Source organism: Hafnia paralvei ATCC 29927 (assembly GCF_001655005.1).
Classification (GTDB): Bacteria; Pseudomonadota; Gammaproteobacteria; order Enterobacterales; family Enterobacteriaceae; genus Hafnia; species Hafnia paralvei.
In genome coordinates this window covers 1-18,694 of the sequence record NZ_LXET01000032.1, presented here as the reverse complement: position 1 = coordinate 18,694, position 18,694 = coordinate 1, and the positions used below count along the sequence as shown (strand labels likewise).

14 protein-coding genes and 1 pseudogene are annotated in these 18,694 nt (G+C 46.0%); 7 read left to right on the top strand and 8 right to left on the bottom strand.

The annotated features are described in order from the left end of the window. Both M988_RS22810 and M988_RS23350 read right to left on the bottom strand, forming a co-directional pair. On the bottom strand, positions 1-3,543 hold a 3,543-nt coding region (locus M988_RS22810; RefSeq protein WP_248846502.1), incomplete at its 3' end, for an autotransporter outer membrane beta-barrel domain-containing protein. 51 nt (positions 3,544-3,594) lie between these two features. After that, positions 3,595-3,687: pseudogene (locus M988_RS23350) on the bottom strand (ESPR domain-containing protein); the annotation flags it as partial. A 1,084-nt stretch (positions 3,688-4,771) separates the two neighbouring features. On the opposite strand from M988_RS23350, the gene M988_RS08740 reads away from it, so the two are divergent. Next, positions 4,772-4,996, top strand: a complete 225-nt coding sequence (locus M988_RS08740; RefSeq protein ID WP_008813653.1) for a DNA polymerase III subunit theta — start codon at positions 4,772-4,774, stop codon at positions 4,994-4,996. A gap of 25 nt (positions 4,997-5,021) precedes the next feature. Here M988_RS08740 and M988_RS08735 read toward each other — a convergent pair whose 3' ends face one another. Then, on the bottom strand, positions 5,022-5,780 hold the full coding sequence (locus M988_RS08735; RefSeq protein WP_061059986.1) for an SDR family oxidoreductase: 759 nt from the start codon (positions 5,778-5,780) through the stop codon (positions 5,022-5,024). Between the two features lie 154 nt (positions 5,781-5,934). Here M988_RS08735 and M988_RS08730 point away from each other — a divergent pair, with 154 nt between their 5' ends. After that, positions 5,935-6,324: a helix-turn-helix domain-containing protein gene (locus M988_RS08730; RefSeq protein WP_008813655.1), complete on the top strand. Its 390-nt coding sequence runs from the start codon at positions 5,935-5,937 to the stop codon at positions 6,322-6,324. Positions 6,325-6,342: 18 nt separating this feature from the next. After that, positions 6,343-7,452, top strand: coding sequence for an SLC13 family permease (locus tag M988_RS08725; protein ID WP_061059985.1), 1,110 nt, complete (start codon positions 6,343-6,345; stop codon positions 7,450-7,452). A gap of 53 nt (positions 7,453-7,505) precedes the next feature. Here M988_RS08725 and M988_RS08720 read toward each other — a convergent pair whose 3' ends face one another. Further along, positions 7,506-8,744 (bottom strand): DUF1479 domain-containing protein, encoded by a 1,239-nt coding sequence (locus tag M988_RS08720; RefSeq protein ID WP_064573707.1) that lies wholly within the window; start codon positions 8,742-8,744, stop codon positions 7,506-7,508. 512 nt (positions 8,745-9,256) lie between these two features. On the opposite strand from M988_RS08720, the gene M988_RS08715 reads away from it, so the two are divergent. Next, positions 9,257-10,027 (top strand): amino acid ABC transporter substrate-binding protein, encoded by a 771-nt coding sequence (locus M988_RS08715; RefSeq protein WP_004094843.1) that lies wholly within the window; start codon positions 9,257-9,259, stop codon positions 10,025-10,027. A gap of 130 nt (positions 10,028-10,157) precedes the next feature. Continuing rightward, positions 10,158-10,853: an amino acid ABC transporter permease gene (locus M988_RS08710; RefSeq protein WP_004094842.1), complete on the top strand. Its 696-nt coding sequence runs from the start codon at positions 10,158-10,160 to the stop codon at positions 10,851-10,853. Positions 10,854-10,915: 62 nt separating this feature from the next. Here M988_RS08710 and M988_RS08705 read toward each other — a convergent pair whose 3' ends face one another. The 4 genes from M988_RS08705 to M988_RS08690 form a co-directional block, all read right to left on the bottom strand. Then, the gene (locus M988_RS08705; RefSeq protein WP_064573706.1) at positions 10,916-11,476 is read right to left on the bottom strand and encodes a hypothetical protein; all 561 of its coding nucleotides are present in this window, start codon (positions 11,474-11,476) and stop codon (positions 10,916-10,918) included. Next, the gene (locus M988_RS08700) at positions 11,477-12,199 is read right to left on the bottom strand and encodes a hypothetical protein (protein WP_064573704.1); all 723 of its coding nucleotides are present in this window, start codon (positions 12,197-12,199) and stop codon (positions 11,477-11,479) included. Positions 12,200-12,450: 251 nt separating this feature from the next. Next, complete coding sequence (locus M988_RS08695) at positions 12,451-13,395, bottom strand: lysozyme inhibitor LprI family protein (RefSeq protein ID WP_064573702.1); 945 nt, start codon at positions 13,393-13,395, stop codon at positions 12,451-12,453. A gap of 568 nt (positions 13,396-13,963) precedes the next feature. Further along, on the bottom strand, positions 13,964-14,809 hold the full coding sequence (locus M988_RS08690; protein ID WP_039186519.1) for an AraC family transcriptional regulator: 846 nt from the start codon (positions 14,807-14,809) through the stop codon (positions 13,964-13,966). 278 nt (positions 14,810-15,087) lie between these two features. Here M988_RS08690 and M988_RS08685 point away from each other — a divergent pair, with 278 nt between their 5' ends. Continuing rightward, positions 15,088-16,485, top strand: a complete 1,398-nt coding sequence (locus tag M988_RS08685) for an MFS transporter (protein WP_008813661.1) — start codon at positions 15,088-15,090, stop codon at positions 16,483-16,485. A gap of 33 nt (positions 16,486-16,518) precedes the next feature. After that, on the top strand, positions 16,519-18,504 hold the full coding sequence (locus M988_RS08680) for a glycoside hydrolase family 127 protein (RefSeq protein WP_064573700.1): 1,986 nt from the start codon (positions 16,519-16,521) through the stop codon (positions 18,502-18,504). Positions 18,505-18,694 lie beyond the last annotated feature (190 nt).

The window sequence follows — 18,694 nt, the reverse complement described above, 5'->3', positions numbered from 1 at the left end:
TGTCTGATTATGGCTGTTGGCATAACCCGTCATTAGCCCCAGATGACCGCGATTTAAACCATCTGTTGACCACTGCGCCACATCGCCGCCCAACTGAGCCACATAGCTATTACTTTGTGTTTTCAACTGCCCGCTGCTGTCACGCCAGTTGTTATGTCCACCCACTTGACGTAGCCATAGGCTTGTGACCTTTTTCTCACCGGTCAGCGCGTCGACATATTGGGTTTCACCTAAACGATCGTGCAAACGCGTATTAAACAGGGTATTTGCCGCGGCAAGGTTGGCAATATAGCTCCCACCTTCAGGTCGATTAACATGCTCCCCACCACCCGGAGGTGTCACAGGTGGGTCAACGGGGTCAATTGGAGGATCAACCGGATCAATCGGTGGATCTACAGGGTCGATAGGCGAGGTTTGACTGGTTAAATACCAGTTACCCTGATTGCTGCCTTGACCGCGTACCAAAGCGTAATCATATGCGCCTGCGACAATGCGTCCCTCTTGGGTGAACGTGCCGTCAGACTGACCACCTACGCTAATGAGTTCAATGCCGTTCAGGGTTTTGTCTCCGACTCCCCCTGCATTCTTAACGCTTACCCCAGTATCACCAGAGGTATCACCAGTAACGATTAACTTATCCGTGGCCGAACTGTCATCGCCTAACACGGTATTGAACTGCAGGTGCCCATTCTCGCCCGTATAATTGCCATTCACCGTCAGAGTGGTGCCCGCGATCGCCTGTCCCGATGCATCGTTATGACCAATAACGACCGTACCACTGTTGGTTAATGCGCCCGTTTGATAGTTTGTTAACGTGTCACGCGTTACGTGGCTATCACCATCTTGCCCAAGATAGAGCAGGCCTTGGTTATTCACGCTACCGGTTCCCAGCGCCTGACTCGACAGCATACGGATAACACCATCTGATGCAATTGTGGTATCAGCACTCATCGCCGCATTATCACTGCTAACCGTCAATGTTCCACCCGCTACCGTTAGGCTACCCGCACCGCTCATATTGCCATCGACCGTACCATTGTTAACGGTCAGACTGCCTTGATTGAAATCGAGCGTGCTACCTGCGTCAGTCTGGAGATTCTGCAACGTCTGAGCATAGCCGTTCATATCGAACTGACTGCCACTGTTGAGGTTCAGCAATCGAGTCTGTCCCAGTACATTGTCGTTACCCATTTTCAGAGTACCCGCAACAACGTCCGTCATACCGGTATAGTTGTTATCGCTGTTTGACAAAGAAAGGTCTGTATCCGTATCGATACGCAGATCGCCAGCCCCAATAATCTTGGCACTCAGGTCGGCAGCATTCCCCGTATTTCCTTCAGCGCTGAGTGTTAGCGCATTATCGCCCTGTGCCAGTAATTCAACCTGAGTCAATCCGTAGTTAATGTACAAACCATCATTATTTTCTCCGCTGGTAAGGCGATAGTCATACTCACCATTAGCAACCGTTTCACCATTTTGCGTAATTTGGGAGGTTACTTTTTGCGAGATAACAGTACCGTTTTGATCAATCAAGCTCAGATTACCCCCAGTACCTGTAACCGTACCTTGGCTATCGGCCAATTTAACCATTCCCCCCATGTCATCTTGCTGGAGTAGTGGCAAGGTTGTGTCAGGATGCTGTACGGTGTTTTCGAAATCTCCACCGTCAGTAATCTGAATCTGTCCCTTGCCCGTTAAATTAAGGTCTTGGGTCGTCTCAATAAAGCGATCGCTGGTTGTATCACCAGGATTAACATCTCCAAATACCAGTGTGCCGCCATCAAACGCTAGCCCACCGAGGTTCTGATTTCCTGTTCCGACTGAAGTCTCGTTTCCGCTACCGATATGCAACGTAGCATGCGTTAACGCAGCTGAATTATCACCTTCTAACGCAAACAGGTTATTATTGAGAATAACATCACCAGCAAAATCAGTTCCTGTTGCTGTGCTGAATGTAAACTCACTACCATTATTGTCGGCAACAACATAGCCCGTACCCGACAGTTTATTCTCGAAGGTGAACTCACCCGTTGAATTCGCGATTAAATAGCCATCACTTTCTACATTGATATTTCCTGAGCCAAAATTACTCAGCGTAGAGGATACAGTTTTATCCGTTAATGCTTTCCCGGTTATATTCCAGTTACCCGCATAAGTATCGTTAACCCCTGTTATCTGTGCATTACCGGAAACCGTCGTATCGCCGTTACCTAATAATTTATTCTCAAATGAGGAGCCATCAGTATATGCAATATCAAGTCCGGTATTATTATCATTGGGATCGGTATTGATAGAGACACTCTCACTACCTAACGCTTTATTATTTGCAATAGAGAGCAGGCCACCATTAATTATGGTTCCACCATTGTAATTAGAAGCCTTTTCAAGCGTTGTATGGCCAGACTGTTGTTCAACCGAACCTACGCCGTTGATTGAAACATTAAATAAATAACCATCAGTGCCTGGTTGCGTTGGTTTGGTGTTATTAAAAATAACTTTATTCTCACCAGCGCCACTCATGACAATATTCTTTGCTGCAATGCTTGTCGGCGCACCATATCGAGAATCTCCGATATAGAGGTTAACTTTCCCTCCCTGTACGCTATTAAGATTAATATCTTCACCAGCGGTTACTTTCGCAGCATGTCCCATAATAACATCGGTAGTATTACCACTTACTGAGGATACTATATTAAAATCACCATGCGTCGTTATACCGGTATCACTTGCATTGATAATTTGAAGCCCTGTATTACCTACGTTTTTCCCTATAACATTGATATCTCCTTCAACATTTACAACTGTCGAGTAGATACCCGCCTCGGTACTAACGGAGTTTACATCCGATAATTTGACATTGTTAACAAATGTCAAATCGCCACCCACCATAATTCCTTGTGAGGTATTATTATTAGTCGCTAAAAAAGAGCCATTCGTGGTATCTAGATATAAATCGCCACCCACCTTTAATTGAGAATTCCCCACCATCATGAAAGTACCACCAAGGGTATTCGCCACGGTCATATTTCCAGTAACATTCACATCAGCACCTAGTTCTGAATTACTAGGATTAGCTAGCCATATATTATTTTTGTCTGCCGTAAGACTGATGTTTGAAGCATTCAACTTAGCTGTACTGCTAGTTGAACCAAACATCCAAATGGTCGCATCCGTAGCTCCTGCCGCTGTCTGTATATCGCCAACAGAAAGAACGCCAGCAGCGCCACCTGATTGCTCCGATGTCAGTCCCCCCAGTTGAGCACCACCGATTTGTAACATGCTATTGTTACCCATCAGCACAGTACTATTATCTGATGTTGTAAGGCTTCCACCATTTATCCACAAGGATGTATTGGCACCACCTGTAGGCGCCATGTTTAAGGTCGGATTACCACCTGAAACAGTAACATCAGCACCATTATCAACCTGTACCGTTGCGGTGGTATTCCACTGTAAACCGTCTGTTATTGATGTTGATGACGTAAAATCAGTATAACCGTTGATGTCTAAAGCCGAGGCCTCTCCAGCGATGAATAACAGCATAGATGAAGCCAGCCCATAGCAGCAAAGCCGAGGTCGCTGCAGTTTTTTGGGGGATGACGTTTTAGTCTTCCCCCTCCCTAACTCAGAAACAGCGGTCCATGCCATTACGGCGAAGTTCCATACAACACGATAAATTTTATTCATCATTTCCTCGGGGAATTAAATTAATAAACTTTAGATTTTTCTTCTTAAGTTATATTCGCAAAATTAAAGGATGAAAATATTTCCTTATCCTAATATATTTTCATCTATAATTAGCTCGCAACCAGAATTATGCTCATCAAGGGTTGCATTTGGGATATACCCCATACAATAATTAGATTAAATCCAGACGCAGAGATTGGCTTAATAAAAACCTTTAGAACAAATGATAACTTAATATACGTTTAGTCTATCATGCAGAATGTATACAGTTAAACCAATTAATCCTACGATTAATCTCATAATCGACATTCCAAAGGGCAAGGAAGTCATTAGGATTTTTCTGCCAAAACCGACGATTTTTTTTTAATTTTGACGCTCACGTATCTAAAATTACATCTTGAAGGCGGACTTACATGTCTATTAAAGTACACTCCCGCCAGTGAACAGAAGTTGAATTCTAGACTTAACACAATGAAAAATAATGTTTTAATGACATTTTTACTCTGCAAGCCCTTCTAGGCCTTACTCTTTGTACCTACGGCAGCCCTCTACAAAGACGCTTAACCTCCCTCGCCTAAACCATATAAGAATATTCTCGCCATGTTCGCTTCATCATCCTGTTAGGATTTAGAACTCATATCTTCGCCGCATCTGTCATCAAATGTTCACAATAGCCTCCCAAGGAAGAACTCACTAAAAAATGCCACTCGGGTGACTTATTTAACTGGAGTTTATTATTTCTCTTTGCATTCTTCAGTCGAGGACTTATTAATACATTGAATGTTTTAATGTCTTATTAAAATAAGAATTTCAATTAATAGACACTTACAATGATATAAAATTAATATCCAGACATTGTTAACTAGCTATAATTTCAGAGGCAGCAAGTGCGAATAGCCTGTGAGTTTAGGCTAAAGTGCTGGTTACTTGCACCCTCTGTTTACAGAATTCCTAATGACTCCTAATCAGTCCCCTTTCCGTTGATCCGTTTGCTTTTTGTTCAGCAAAACATGGGGGGATACAAGAAGCCATAGAGTCAGCGGCGACATTCTGGAATAATGGCACCGACGCAACAGGAGGTCACATGAGTTTCAATTTGGCAAATCTTCCTCAAGAAGAAATGGACAAAGTTAACGTTGATTTAGCGGCAGCCGGTGTCTCTTACAAAGAACGATACCACATGCCGGTGATTGCAGAGCTGGTTGAGCGAGAACAGCCGGAGCATCTTCGCACCTACTTCCGCGAGCGTCTGGCCTATTACCGCACGCTGCGTATTGATACCCTGCCGTACGAACCACCAACAAAATAAATCGCGTTAATCATTCTAGCTAAGGCTACTTTCCACCGGCCAAATCAAGAACGCTGCCGGTGGAATAGGAAGCTTCTTCCGACAGCAACCACACTATCGCCGCCGCAATTTCTTCTGGTCTGCCTCCCCGCTGCATTGGCAACGACGATTTGATGCGATCCACACGATCGGGCTCGCCGCCGTCAGCATGCATATCCGTATAAATAAACCCAGGACGCACACCGTTAACCCGAATACCTTCTGCCGCCACTTCAATCGATAGCCCTTTGGTCAAGGTGTCCATCGCGCCTTTGCTCGCAGCATAATCGAGATATTCAAAAGGCGAACCACTTCTCGCCGCCGCAGAAGAAACGTTGACGATAGCACCACCGCTGCCGCCGTGGCGTTTCGCCATACGTTTTACTGCCTCTCGGCAACACAAAAACGTACCGGTCACGTTGGTCTGCAAAATCAGGTTAATCCGCTCTGCGGTCAAGCCTTCGATTGTCGACTGCGTATGCAAAATTCCCGCGTTATTGACCAGCGCGTCTATCCTTCCCCAGCGCTGATCTAACAAATCAAACATCTCACAAACAGCAGATTCGTCCGCAATGTTCGCACAGGCCAGCAGACTTTCAGCCCCGAGCGTTTCAATTTCACTCGCCAATGAGCGCGCAGCGCTATGATCTTGACAATAATTGATACATATTCGATAACCGCGTTTGGCAAGTAATAACGCCGTTGCGCGCCCAATACCGCGGCTTGCTCCGGTGACTAACGCAATGGGAGACGAGTTCACAGGCATTCCTTGTTAAATTGACGTTTGCTTGCCAGTGTAGCTGAGGTTGAACCGGCTTCAAGTAGGATGGGTATGCGTAATGGGTATAGTGGTAAACGACGCGATGTCGTAATATGTGAAAGACGGCATGTTGCTAATAAGAACGATTACCGGAGAAAGAATGACGCAGAACGAACGAAATATTGCCTTGGTATGCGCGCTAAGTGAGTGGATTGAGCAGCATCTGGGTCGCGATATTTATCTGGATGAGCTCGCTCGCTACTCTGGATATTCACTGTGGCATATGCAAAAGATCTTTCGTGAAACAACCGGAATGTCTTTAGGGCGCTATATTCGCGAACGTAAGCTGTCTGGCGCTGCAAAGCGTTTACGTCATACCGAAGAGTCTATTATTGATATTGCTGTGTACTATGGTTTTGCATCGCAGTCACACTTCACCTACATGTTCCGCAAACATTTTGATATCACGCCAACTAACTACCGGCTCCAGAGCGAAATTCAGCTATCAACGATCCAGCCTCTGCATGTGATGTATAAACAAAGCGCCTGAACTCACTGAGCGATCGTTATGCTAAACCTGTTACGCAGCACTTTTCGAAATATCTTACGCGATCGTTTACTGATCTTTTTGCTGGCTGCCGGTGTCATTCTGGCCTTTTATACTCCAGCCCCGTTGCGCGAATATCCGCACTGGATTGATTGGCCAACGATTACCACACTGCTTGGTCTGCTGCTGTTAACCAAAAGCGTTGAAGTCAGCGGTTATTTCGACTGGCTAGGGCGCAAAATTATCGCACGTTTGAACAGCGAACGAACCCTCGCGTTATTTATGGTTGGCGCTTCGGCGCTGCTCTCGACCTTTCTGACTAATGATGTTGCACTATTCATCGTGGTTCCGCTGACCATCACACTCAAAAAACTCAGCGCGCTGCCCGTGACACGTTTAATCATTTTTGAAGCGCTTGCCGTCAATGTAGGCTCATTACTTACACCGATCGGCAATCCACAGAATATTTTGTTGTGGAATCATAGCGGCCTTTCTTTTGGATCATTCATCTGGCAAATGCTACCGCTCGCTGGCGTACTGATATGCGTGCTCCTGTTGGTCACCCTGCTTTGCTTCCCAGCCAAAACCATTCGACCTCTTGTTAGCCACGCAGACAATCATTGCCAGCGTAGGCTGCTCATCGCGTGCGTTCTGCTGTATGTGCTATTCCTTATCAGCGTAGACGTTGGGGTTCCCTATTGGGGATTGTTGGCGGTATTTGCCACACTGTTATGGCTGGCGCCGAAAGTCATCCTGATGGTCGACTGGGCGCTGATTCTGATATTTATCGCGATGTTTATTGATGTGAAATTGTTTACCCAGTTGCCCGTTCTGCTACCGCTCACTGAAAGCATGCAACACCTGTCCACCGCCGGCGTCTATACCAGTGGAATTTTACTTTCACAGTTGATCAGTAATGTACCTGCCACGATTATGCTATTGGGATTCATTCCCGCCAGCATCACACTCGCCTATGCGGTAAACATTGGCGGTTTTGGCTTCGCGCTGGGTTCCATGGCCAACCTTATTGCGCTCCGCATGGCTAATGAAAAGCGCATTTGGTTGAAGTTTCATCTTTTTTCCATTCCCGCACTGGCTATCTCCGCTGCGCTGGGATGGTTATTGCTTTAGCTCATACGCTAACGCTTTCGATCAAACACGGGCAGCCGCCTTCCCGTGTTTGATCACTTGGTCGTAAAACCTAGCTGGCGCTGACCTTGTTCACTCAGCATATCTTGCGTAGCACGTCCGACGAAATCGACCTCGAAATCATCAGGCGCAAAATCCGGCGGCGTTTTACCTGCAATAAATGCCGGAAGCTGTTTCTGCAAATAGGCCGCATTTTTTTCACACCAAGGCACGGCGGCAATGTACATCACGTTGCTATCAAACTCGCCGTTGTGCTCATTTTCCACCGCATGAATCACATCACAGTGCCAAAATACCGTGTCTCCCGCTTCAAGATCGGGAATGGGTACTACCGCTTCCAATAGCAGCGAATGCCACTGCGCCGAAATAGATAGTGCGCGTCCGGGCGCGGCGCCACACAAATCATCCTCTGCCACATCATCCTGTAACGCCCGCAGCAGCACATAGGCCATCGCATTCGCGATAGGGATTAGCTTAAGCGTACCGGCGCCTGCACGTTGAGGCGTTAAGGCTGTCCATCCTTGAAACGTGCGAAACATCGAGCACACGGCAGGAGACGGAAACTCTCTCACTTCGGTGCGCCCCTGAGCAGCGAATGGATTGTAATTTTGCCATTCACCAGAAAAGACGTGACGATAGACATCTCTAAATTTCACATCCAGCCAGCGTTCAATCGAACCACCGTCAACGTGCGGAGACAATCCCAACGATGACGAGCGCGGTGGACGACGGCGCGTCCGGTCGGCGTAGGTCACCACTCTTTCAGCATCAAAATGCTGCTGGCCTGCGCTCTCGCTTTCCCACAGTCGGTTTAAAAAAACCTGTACCTGACGCATTCTTTCGCTCTGACGTGCCTCTACCTGCGGGCGGGACCAATAGATGCCATAGATTTGCGGTTTACTGTCTTTTAAATCACCAAAATAGTTGTCTTCCGCCGCGTGTTTTAGGCGCTCGGTGAAATGATTTCGCTCCAGATAATCACCAATCTCTTGGTTCCATTCCTCGGCCTGATCTTGCGCAAATACACCGTGAATAGCACAACACCCCGCCTGACGGATTTTATCTCGCTGCTCCTGAGTCACTTTACCGTCAATAATGTCTTGCGCATGTAAACGCGGAACGGGCTCAGCACTCTGCTTCACCGCATTAACCTGTTCACGGATATGTTTTTCAAGGGCTGTGAACACCTCTCGATAATCAGGTAACGCCGCACGTAGTTGTTGTTTGGTGGCTTTGATTGCTTCAGGAATATTGTCAATATGCAGGTGAGTCATAGTGCCCCTCTCGCTTTATTTTTTGCTGAATAGCTGTCTCTCAATGGCGTTCATCGAATCACGCCCACAGGATGAGTTGCTATCAGTTATAAACATCTGGTTAACATTCATCTTCACTATGACAAAACGCCCACATGCAATAAATGGATCGAATTTTCCACTTCAATCCTCATTTGCCAAAGACTCGAAAGCGTTTGGACTACAAATGAAACCAGAACCCAACAAAGCGTGATCGCCACCGGTGTAAAAGAGGAAGCATTAGCTAATAACTACAAATAATTTAATATTCTCTTCACCTTTTATTATCATTGAGTCATAGGCATCGGAGATAGGGTCTAAACACCACCTCACCGTGCTGTTTGTTTTTTAAGCTTTATTCCTTTTGGTTATTGATAATCGCTTAATGTGATTTAGCAAACCATCAACAATGGTTTAGCTTCATCATCAATAACGGAGCGCAATTAGCCGCGTTCTTTTTAAACAAATAATTTAAGTAAGACATTGGGATACCTATGAAAAAAATGACCTTGGCTCTACTTGCTACCTCATTATTTGCCACTTCTGCACTGGCTCAGGCAGCCGACGATCTGGCTGCAATCAAGTCTGCGGGTGTGATGAAATTCGGAACTGAAGGCACCTATGCGCCTTATACCTACCATGATAAAAGTGGAAAACTGGTTGGCTTCGACGTTGACGTTGCGCGTGCAGTGGCTGAAAAGATGGGCGTTAAACCTGAATTTGTGGAAGGTCGTTGGGATGGTCTGATTGCCGGTCTGAGCGCGAAACGCTATGACGCAGTCATTAACCAGGTGGGTATTACCGACGAACGTAAAGCAAAATTTGATTTCTCCCAGCCTTATATCGGCTCCAAGGCCGTGCTGGTTGTGCGCGATGACAACACCACTATCAAAAGCTTTGCAGACCTGAAAGGCCAAAAAGCGGCGCAAAGCCTGACCAGTAACTACTCTAAACTGGCAACCAAAAATGGTGCTGATTTAGTTCCTACAGACGGCTTCAACCAGTCACTGGATTTGGTTCTGAGCGGACGCGCTGCGGCGACGCTGAACGATAACCTGTCGTTCCTTGATTTTAAAAAGCACAAGCCAGACGCGAAAGTGAAAATCGTGGCGACAGATGAGAACACCGAAAACTCGGCCATTTTGCTGCGTAAAGATCAGCCAGAATTGGTTAAAGCAGTGAATAAAGCGCTTGATGAAATCAAAGCTGATGGCACTTACAAAACGATTTCTGTACGCTACTTCGGCCAAGACGTTTCTCAGTAAGAGAGTTAGTCGGTTAGCACATAACGTTAAATTCGTTGTTTAAAAGCCTGCCTCTGTGAACGCCCTTTGGGCCATCACTCCATGAGGCGGGCTGTTGTTTTTAGACTTTTTGTATTTAGGAGTACGGCATATGGCATGGCTACACGGCCTGACTGACTATATTCACGGCCTTGCCTGGCTACAGTTGATGATAGATTCGTTTTGGAGCCTGCTTTCTGCTGGGCTGCAATTCACCCTGCCGCTGGCGATCCTCTCCTTCATCGGTGGGATCATCGTGGGGTTCATCACTGCGTTGGCGCGTTTATACGCACCAAAACCAGTAAAGTGGATTTTTGATTTCTATGTATGGGTTATTCGCGGCACGCCTCTGTTGGTTCAGCTGTTCCTGATTTTCTACGGCTTGCCGAGTGCGGGAATCACCCTAGATGCCTTCCCTGCTGCACTGATCGGCTTCACCCTGAGCGTAGGCGCTTATACTTCTGAGATTATCCGTGGCGCGATTATTTCGGTCCCCAAAGGCCAGTGGGAAGCATCATATTCAATTGGCATGAGCAGCTCGCAGGCGATGCGCCGCGTCATTTTACCGCAGTCGGTGTTTGTTTCTTTACCGCCGCTGTCTAACTCGTTTATCTCCTTAATCAAAGACACGTCACTGGCCGCAGTTATCACCGTGCCTGAAATGTTCTTGGCGGCGCAGCGCATCGTGTCGGTTACCTACGAGCCGCTGATTTTGTACGTTGAAGCAGCACTGATTTATCTCATGTTCAGTACCGTGCTGGGGAAACTACAGAATCGTCTGGAGATTTATTACCGGCGTTACGAATAACGCGAGCGATTTTCAATGGCGCGCTAACCCGCGCCATTGATACTCATGTTCAATATCTACCACTAACCAAGATCCATCGGCTGTACGCAGCCATAAAAGAAACGCCCCTGAATTTTCTGTATTTGGCTTTGCCCAATAACAACTCTTTCATAATCAGGCTCAGCAAGCGACATGATCTTATTGCCAATGTTTTTATAAAAAGAGACATTTTGCACACCAAGATAAGTTTCATCTTTTTTAGCCGGTCGAGCATTAATCTGCTTAGCAAAAGATTTAGGGTCGCCTTCAACTTCAGCTATAAAAATAACGCCGCCTTCACCAACGAATTGCTGCACGGCATACAGATGAAGACCATCAACATCTAGCGGCTGTAAAAAGCTGTATCTGAATTGGTTATAATAAGGATCTTCGATCATCGTGATGACTGCCCCTGCTTTTTTCAGCATGGCGTCGCTTTCTAGTTCTCCTGCAGCTGAATTTTCAGAGTCTCCTACGCAAAGTAATGATTTACTGAGTTCGCTAGCAACGTGTTTTCGGCTACCATCAGTTAACTGAGCAGCCATAGTTTGAACTGATAAAAGCAATAGCGATGTAGATAATATTTTTAACATGCCCAGTTTCATTTAGTAGCCTTCATTCAATTCGTCAGGAATGATATATCCACCGTTATCCATAGCGTAATTTATTTTATATTTTTCATTTATTTTTGTTGCACCTCGGTTGCCAACCGAATTAATAATTAAAGGGTAAAAATCTGCATCAGGCTGGCTGCTATCAATTGAAAGCTTATTTTCAATATGCTCGTATTGATCTGGCTCCTGTGGACTAATTGCGCCTGAATTATCCTGATGTGAAGTCCACTGCGCGACGGGGATAAAAGTATTTTTGACAAATAGACTTAAAGTATCATGCGCCTGTTCATATCCCTGATTCATGGCATAAGATGAACCATGCACCGCCCATTTTTCTGAGCCAATATTTACGACATCCTCAAATTGTTCTCCGCTATCTTGCTCACTGGCGAGCAGCGTATAACCTTGGTCCGTTTTCTGTAAGACATAAAGGTCAGTAGGGAAAGGTTCATTATCATAGGTAGATTTAGACATGTCTGGACACATAACAACGAGATAATATTGACTTTTTTGGCTTATCATTTTGTTATAGCACAGCGAGTAATCAGAGACGATCGCCTCGTCAGCCTTCCTTTTTTTATGCCACGGTGCGTTCTGGTCATCGCTCTTCTGATAAGTCTGAGCAATAAAGTCATCTATTTTTTTGTAGTTCTCTCCAGCAAACACACTGGCTGGAAAAACACCTAAAAGCAATAAAGCCATCAATTTATTCATTATATATACCTATTCACTATCACTATAAACAAAGCCGATATCAACATCCTGTCTCTAATTTTTTAGCGCCGCGATGCCTAGCTTTTTGATTCATTCTGATTAACAAAATGCCCGCTAAAATTAAATATAGGCGCTGAAACACAGCCACTCAAAGAACAGTCCAGCGTTTCAGCATCATTCATACCATTCCAATAACTGATAAGAATATATTTATCCTGAATATCCGCTGTGTATGATCTATAAATTAAACTCTATTCCGGTACTTGATCTTTCGATTCAGACGTTTTCCACTGCCCGTTAACTAATGTTCGAATAGTAGTGGTTATCGTCATAAAGTCTGGCTTTTCGCCAGGAGAGGCGGCCTCGGTGATTTCTTTAATTAACAGAGGCTGGTTGTTCTTTATCTTCCATACACTAAACTGGTGCCAACAGCAGCCGCTTTTGGTCGAAGTCGTCAGCGTTTGTAACTTAGGGTCTACGTCGAATAACCCCAGATTAGTGCTACCCAGCTCGGTTAAGGCTTCATGTCTCTTAAAGGTTTTAGATTTCGGCTGGTAAAGAAACACATCATACGAAGGGCCTCCATAGGCGCCTTCATTGCCTGCACGTAATGCAATATCATCACTACCATCAAAATTAATATCTTCTGATACCAAACCACTATTATTTTCGCCGTACATCTCAACCAAATTTGTCGTTGCTTTCCCTTTGGCATCCAATTCAATGAAGAGATTATCCATAGGTATACGTTGAACCCATTGCCCCGTTCCTTTGGTAAAAATATCTAACGTTCCAGGACCTTCACAGGTCGGATATGAATCATCTTTGTTGCAGTCAGAAACTGATAACACAAAATCCCATTGTTTCGATGCATTGTGTATCACTGAAACATTATCTTTCTCCGCCAGCGTCTTGATACGTTCAACATACGAGTTTCCGAGACAGCCTGTATCATCCCCGCATTGCTGGCGCTGCTTTAGCCAGCTTAGCTGTTGATTTTTCAGTATATCTTTATCTGAATGTTGTCTTGCTGAGAGATAGTTTTTGTTAAGTACAGCATCCAACTGCATCAACGTTGTATCACCGCATACCGCAACGTCATCCTTCGAGGTGGCCTTATTACAATCTATTGCCAATGCAGACGCGGGCAGTCCCACTGCGACCACGATAAATAAAACAGAGTTAAGATTAAGCATACATTGATAGTTCCCGAGAGCGCGAAGTTTGGCTTACCGAGCCAGATAATGCGATGATATCTTACCCCACTCTATTTTTTTAATTAATTTTTACTTCGTAAATGAAAATAAGACAGTGAACACATCAACCAATAAATAAAATGATTACGAACTTTTCATTCATTATAAAATATAATTACAGCTGTTTATTCTTTCAATTTAATTAAACATACAAAATGAGATTCAGTCTCATCCTAGCGCCTATATCCGGTGTGAAGTAGCACGATTGACGGGTCACAAAACTGCGTGTATTGAAACCAAACGACACCCGCTGCCCATACAGGCAAGTACCGTGATGGGGAATCGCGAGAAGGAAAGTCCAGATGGGGGTTCAAACAAAAAAGAAAACCCGCCTTCACTTACTGAAAAATCAGCAAGTAAAACAAGCGGGTGCAAATGCATGAGAAACTCTATGTCGAAGTTATTCAACAAATTAATGATAACACCATACATTTATTTAACAATTTGTTTTCTTTGAACTGTGAGCAAGATCATTAAATCAGTGCCTTACTCATCACTTTTTAACCGATTAGTCGGAGTTGATGTGTTCCTTACAGTAGCGCCGCTTGTATGCCACTGGCGTTAAACCAATCTGTTTGCGAAATATCTGCCTAAAATAGCCGACATCATGAAAACCACTTCGCTGAGCGACCTCGGCGATTGAGCACATATCGTTTAGCAACATTTTCTCCGCGCTGCTCACCCGCTGACGATGGAGGGCTTCGGTCAACGTCACGCCAAATGTTTTGCGAAACACGCGACCAAGATAGTCTGAGTTACAAAATAACTGTCCGGCTAATGATGAGGTGCTAATGGGCAGATGATATTGTGTTTTTATAAGCTGGCGAGCCTTGTAGGCCAAGGCAACGCCTGAATTAGTAATATTGGCATCGTCTGGCAATGCATCTGATATTTGTTGCAGCATTAAAAGGAAAATGAGCGACAATGCTGCTGGCTGTTTTCTATTTTCCTGTTCATTAAGAAACTGTCGAAATAAGGAGGTAATATATTGCGGATCATGAACTTTACAATGTTGAGGTATCGATAACAGCGTCGCTGTAGAGCTATTACGTCCATATTTTCTAGCTATTTCATCAATATCAAAGGCGTTAATATCAAAATGCAGCCAATAAAATTTTAAATCTAACGGAAACGTCTCTAATCCACGATGACTGCGCTGTGGTTGCAACAGCAAGATCTCTCCCTCTGAAACAGAGAAACTCGTGTCGTCTTCACGGATCGCAAGCGTTCCCTTCTCTACAAAAATCAGCTCCCAAGAAGACAACTTTCTCGATGGATGCACACCAATCCCGCGTGAAATGAACAATCCGCCATTTTGAACTCGAATAGGTAAATCCAGTGCAATCTCAAGCATAATCGTCACCTATCAATAAACTTCGCTAATTTTAATCATTAAACTCACGAGAATGGCGTTTAAAATTCACACTAACCGATCGCCTTCACAGTTTTTCCATCAAGTCGGAATCGTTATCTTTTTATACTTTTACCTACTCTTGTTGCTCCCTATGCTCTGTGCGAGATTAATTATGTCGACACAAGGAATTGACACTTAAAAATAATAAACCCACCACTGTGAATAATTAATTTTATTCACTTCGGCATGATTACGTCGCCAATACGCGAGGAGTCAACATGACCGCTACCCCTATAAACCAGACTGACGTTGTTGCTGAAAATAATAACCAACAATTGAGTATTCGCGAGAAAATCGGCTATGGCCTAGGCGATGCCGGTGGCACGGTGATCACCTGCCTTATTATGAATTTTCTCACCTTTTTCTATACCGATACTTTTGGGCTAACCCCCGCACTTGTCGGCACGCTATTTATCGCTCTACGCATCATCGATGCCGTGTCAGACCCACTGATGGGCATTCTCGCTGACCGAACCAACAGTCGCTGGGGACGTTTTCGCCCTTGGCAACTTTGGATTGCGTTACCCATTGGGATCGTTGGCGTGCTGACATTTACTGTGCCAGACGTCAGCATGAATATGAAAATCCTCTGGGCATTCGTCACCTACTTCCTGCTTTCCATTAGCTACACCGCGATTAACGTTCCCTACTGCGCGCTGATCAACACCATGACGACGCGTCACAGCGAAGTCATCTCCTGTCAATCATGGCGCTTTGTGTTATGCGGCGTTGCTGGATTCTTAGTCTCAGTGGGCTTACCTTGGCTGATCGACATTCTGGGGAAAGGTAACCAAGCCTTAGGCTATCAACTGGGTGTCGGCGCGCTGTGTGCTGTTGCCGTCGTCATGTTCCTATGCTGCTTCTTCTGGGTTAGAGAACGCGTTCCGCTCGCGCTGATGGGCAAATTCACGTTACGCGAGCACATGTCAGGACTACGCAATAACGATCAAATGCTATTGGTGCTAGTGATGTCATTTCTGCTGATCAACGTGTTTAACCTACGCGGCGGTGGCTACATGTACTTCATCACCTATGTTCTGCAAGGCAGCACTGGATTTGCATCATTATTTTTCACCATGGTCACCGTCGCGTCCATACTGGGCGCCATCATCGTCAGTCCCCTGTCGCGTAAATTTGATACCGTGCGTCTGTATTACGTCACCAATCTTATTCTTGCGTTACTCGCCGTTATTATGTGGTTTATCCCTACAGGCCCTCAGTTCCAGATCCTGTGGCTAGCTGTCATTTTAGGCAATGGCATCATCCTTGGTTTCACGCTACCACTGCACTTCTCCATCATGGCCTTTGCTGACGATTATGGTGAATGGAAAAACGGTGTTCGTTCATCAGGCATGAACTTCGCCTTCAACCTGTTCTTTATCAAGCTCGCATGGGCATCTAGCGCCGGCGTTTTAAGCTTAGTGTTTATCTGGGTGGCCTATCAGCCTGGTATGGCGAATCAAACGCCTGCGTCACTCAACGGCATTACCGCACTTGAAACGCTGCTGCCCGCCTTCTTTCATTTGGCTCTCGCCTTTGCCATCCGCTTTTGCCGCCTCAATGACCCGATGATGAATCGCATCTCCAGCGATTTGCAAACGCGTCACGCCGGTTAGGCCTAATTTGCCCTATTTTTCAGGAGAGTTTATATGAGTACTTTAGAGACCGTTCAGCCCAATACCACAAGCATTCCGTCGCAAGAATTAGACTTAAACCATGTGCACGTCAGCGATCCTTTCTTGGGGCAATATCAACGATTGGTACGTGACGTCGTTATTCCCTATCAATGGGATGCGTTAAACGATCGCGTCAGCGATGCTGAGCCTAGCCACGCTATCGAAAATTTCCGCATTGCGGCTGGGCTGGAAAATGGTGAATTTTACGGCATGGTCTTTCAAGACAGCGATGTCGCAAAATGGTTAGAAGCTGTGGCTTGGTCTTTGTGCCAAAAACCTGACCGCGAACTTGAACGCACTGCCGATCATGTGATTGAACTGGTAGAAGCCGCACAGTGTGAAGATGGCTATTTGAATACCTACTTCACCGTGAAAGCGCCGCAGGATCGTTGGACGAATTTAGCAGAATGCCATGAACTCTACTGCGCAGGACATATGATTGAAGCCGGTGTTGCGTGGTTCCAAGCCACGGGCAAACGCCGTCTGCTCAACGTCGTTTGCCGCCTTGCCGATCACATCGACGGCGTATTTGGCCCCCATGAAAACCAACTGCATGGCTATCCCGGACATCCAGAAATCGAACTGGCACTCATGCGTTTATATGAAGTCACCGGTAATTCACGTTACATGAAACTAACCCAATACTTTGTTGAACAGCGAGGTTCCCACCCACCACACTATTATGATGAAGAGTACGAAAAGCGCGGTAAAACTTCCTACTGGAACACCTATGGTCCCGCATGGATGGTGAAAGACAAAGCGTACAGTCAGGCGCATGAACCTTTAGCTCTTCAACAAAGCGCGATTGGCCATGCTGTGCGTTTTGTCTACCTCTTAGCAGGTGTAGCCCATTTGGCACGGTTAAATAACGATGAAGAAAAACGTCAGACCTGCTTACGCCTGTGGAACAACATGGTTCAACGCCAGCTCTACGTTACCGGCGGAATTGGCTCGCAGAGCAGTGGCGAAGCGTTCAGTTCAGACTACGATCTGCCCAATGACACCGTGTATGCCGAAAGCTGCGCGTCAATTGGCCTCATGATGTTTGCTAACCGCATGCTGCAAATGGAGGGAGATAGCCAATACGCAGACGTGATGGAACGAGCACTCTACAACACCGTGTTGGGCGGCATGGCACTGGATGGCCGCCATTTCTTTTACGTGAATCCTCTAGAGGTTCATCCTAAAAGTATCCCGTTTAACCATATCTACGACCACGTCAAACCGATACGTCAACGCTGGTTCGGCTGCGCCTGCTGCCCACCTAATATTGCACGCATACTAACTTCCATTGGTCACTACATTTACACTCAACGCAGCGATGCGTTGTATATCAATTTATACGTTGGTAACGAAACTCTCATGGATAACGGCCTTAAAATTGCCATCAGCGGAAACTACCCTTGGGATGAGAATGTCAGCGTCCATATTCGCACTGAGAAACCACTGCACCAGACGCTCGCCCTGAGAATGCCGGAATGGTGCGAAAAACCGAGAGTGCAGCTAAACGGAGAAACCTGTGAGGGTTTGTTAAAACGTGGCTATCTGCACATTGCACGAGAATGGCAGGACGACGATCGACTTGAGATTGTGTTACCGATGCCTGTCCGTCGCGTCTACGGCAACCCGCTGCTGCGCCACGTTGCAGGTAAAGTCGCCATTCAGCGCGGGCCGCTCGTTTATTGCTTGGAACAAGCCGACAATGGCACAGAGCTGCACAACCTCACCCTGCCGCCCGATAGCACTTTCACCCTGCTTGAAGGCAAAGGCATTTTTGCCCATAAAACGCTGATTCAGGCGACAGGAACTCGCGTTATCAGCGAAGAACCCCAAAACCAACCGCTGTATCGCTACGACGCAGCCCCTGAGCAACAACAGGAGCAAAAACTCACGTTTATTCCCTGGTTTAGCTGGGCAAATCGCGGTGAGGGGGAAATGAGGATATGGGTGAGGGAATAATAATGCGCAGGGCAGCAAATGTGTTGCTCCAGTTTGAAACGTCAATATCCTGTGGGATTACTGTGAAATGTTTCGTTCACCGGTCATCAGATGCCTCGCTCCGGTTTGGGAACTCTACTATGCAGGCATTGTGTAATATTCCGCCCGCCTGTCCATACCGAGCGTCATTGATACCCTAGTGAAGGCGTAC

What these genes read in the sequence shown, in the direction of transcription:
- M988_RS08740 (WP_008813653.1), top strand. Translation starts at nt 4,772, where the DNA reads ATGAGTTTCAATTTGGCAAATCTTCCTCAAGAAGAAATGGACAAAGTT.
- M988_RS08735 (WP_061059986.1), bottom strand. Translation starts at nt 5,780, where the DNA reads ATGCCTGTGAACTCGTCTCCCATTGCGTTAGTCACCGGAGCAAGCCGC.
- M988_RS08730 (WP_008813655.1), top strand. Translation starts at nt 5,935, where the DNA reads ATGACGCAGAACGAACGAAATATTGCCTTGGTATGCGCGCTAAGTGAG.
- M988_RS08725 (WP_061059985.1), top strand. Translation starts at nt 6,343, where the DNA reads ATGCTAAACCTGTTACGCAGCACTTTTCGAAATATCTTACGCGATCGT.
- M988_RS08720 (WP_064573707.1), bottom strand. Translation starts at nt 8,744, where the DNA reads ATGACTCACCTGCATATTGACAATATTCCTGAAGCAATCAAAGCCACC.
- M988_RS08715 (WP_004094843.1), top strand. Translation starts at nt 9,257, where the DNA reads ATGAAAAAAATGACCTTGGCTCTACTTGCTACCTCATTATTTGCCACT.
- M988_RS08710 (WP_004094842.1), top strand. Translation starts at nt 10,158, where the DNA reads ATGGCATGGCTACACGGCCTGACTGACTATATTCACGGCCTTGCCTGG.
- M988_RS08705 (WP_064573706.1), bottom strand. Translation starts at nt 11,476, where the DNA reads ATGAAACTGGGCATGTTAAAAATATTATCTACATCGCTATTGCTTTTA.
- M988_RS08700 (WP_064573704.1), bottom strand. Translation starts at nt 12,199, where the DNA reads ATGAATAAATTGATGGCTTTATTGCTTTTAGGTGTTTTTCCAGCCAGT.
- M988_RS08695 (WP_064573702.1), bottom strand. Translation starts at nt 13,395, where the DNA reads ATGCTTAATCTTAACTCTGTTTTATTTATCGTGGTCGCAGTGGGACTG.
- M988_RS08690 (WP_039186519.1), bottom strand. Translation starts at nt 14,809, where the DNA reads ATGCTTGAGATTGCACTGGATTTACCTATTCGAGTTCAAAATGGCGGA.
- M988_RS08685 (WP_008813661.1), top strand. Translation starts at nt 15,088, where the DNA reads ATGACCGCTACCCCTATAAACCAGACTGACGTTGTTGCTGAAAATAAT.
- M988_RS08680 (WP_064573700.1), top strand. Translation starts at nt 16,519, where the DNA reads ATGAGTACTTTAGAGACCGTTCAGCCCAATACCACAAGCATTCCGTCG.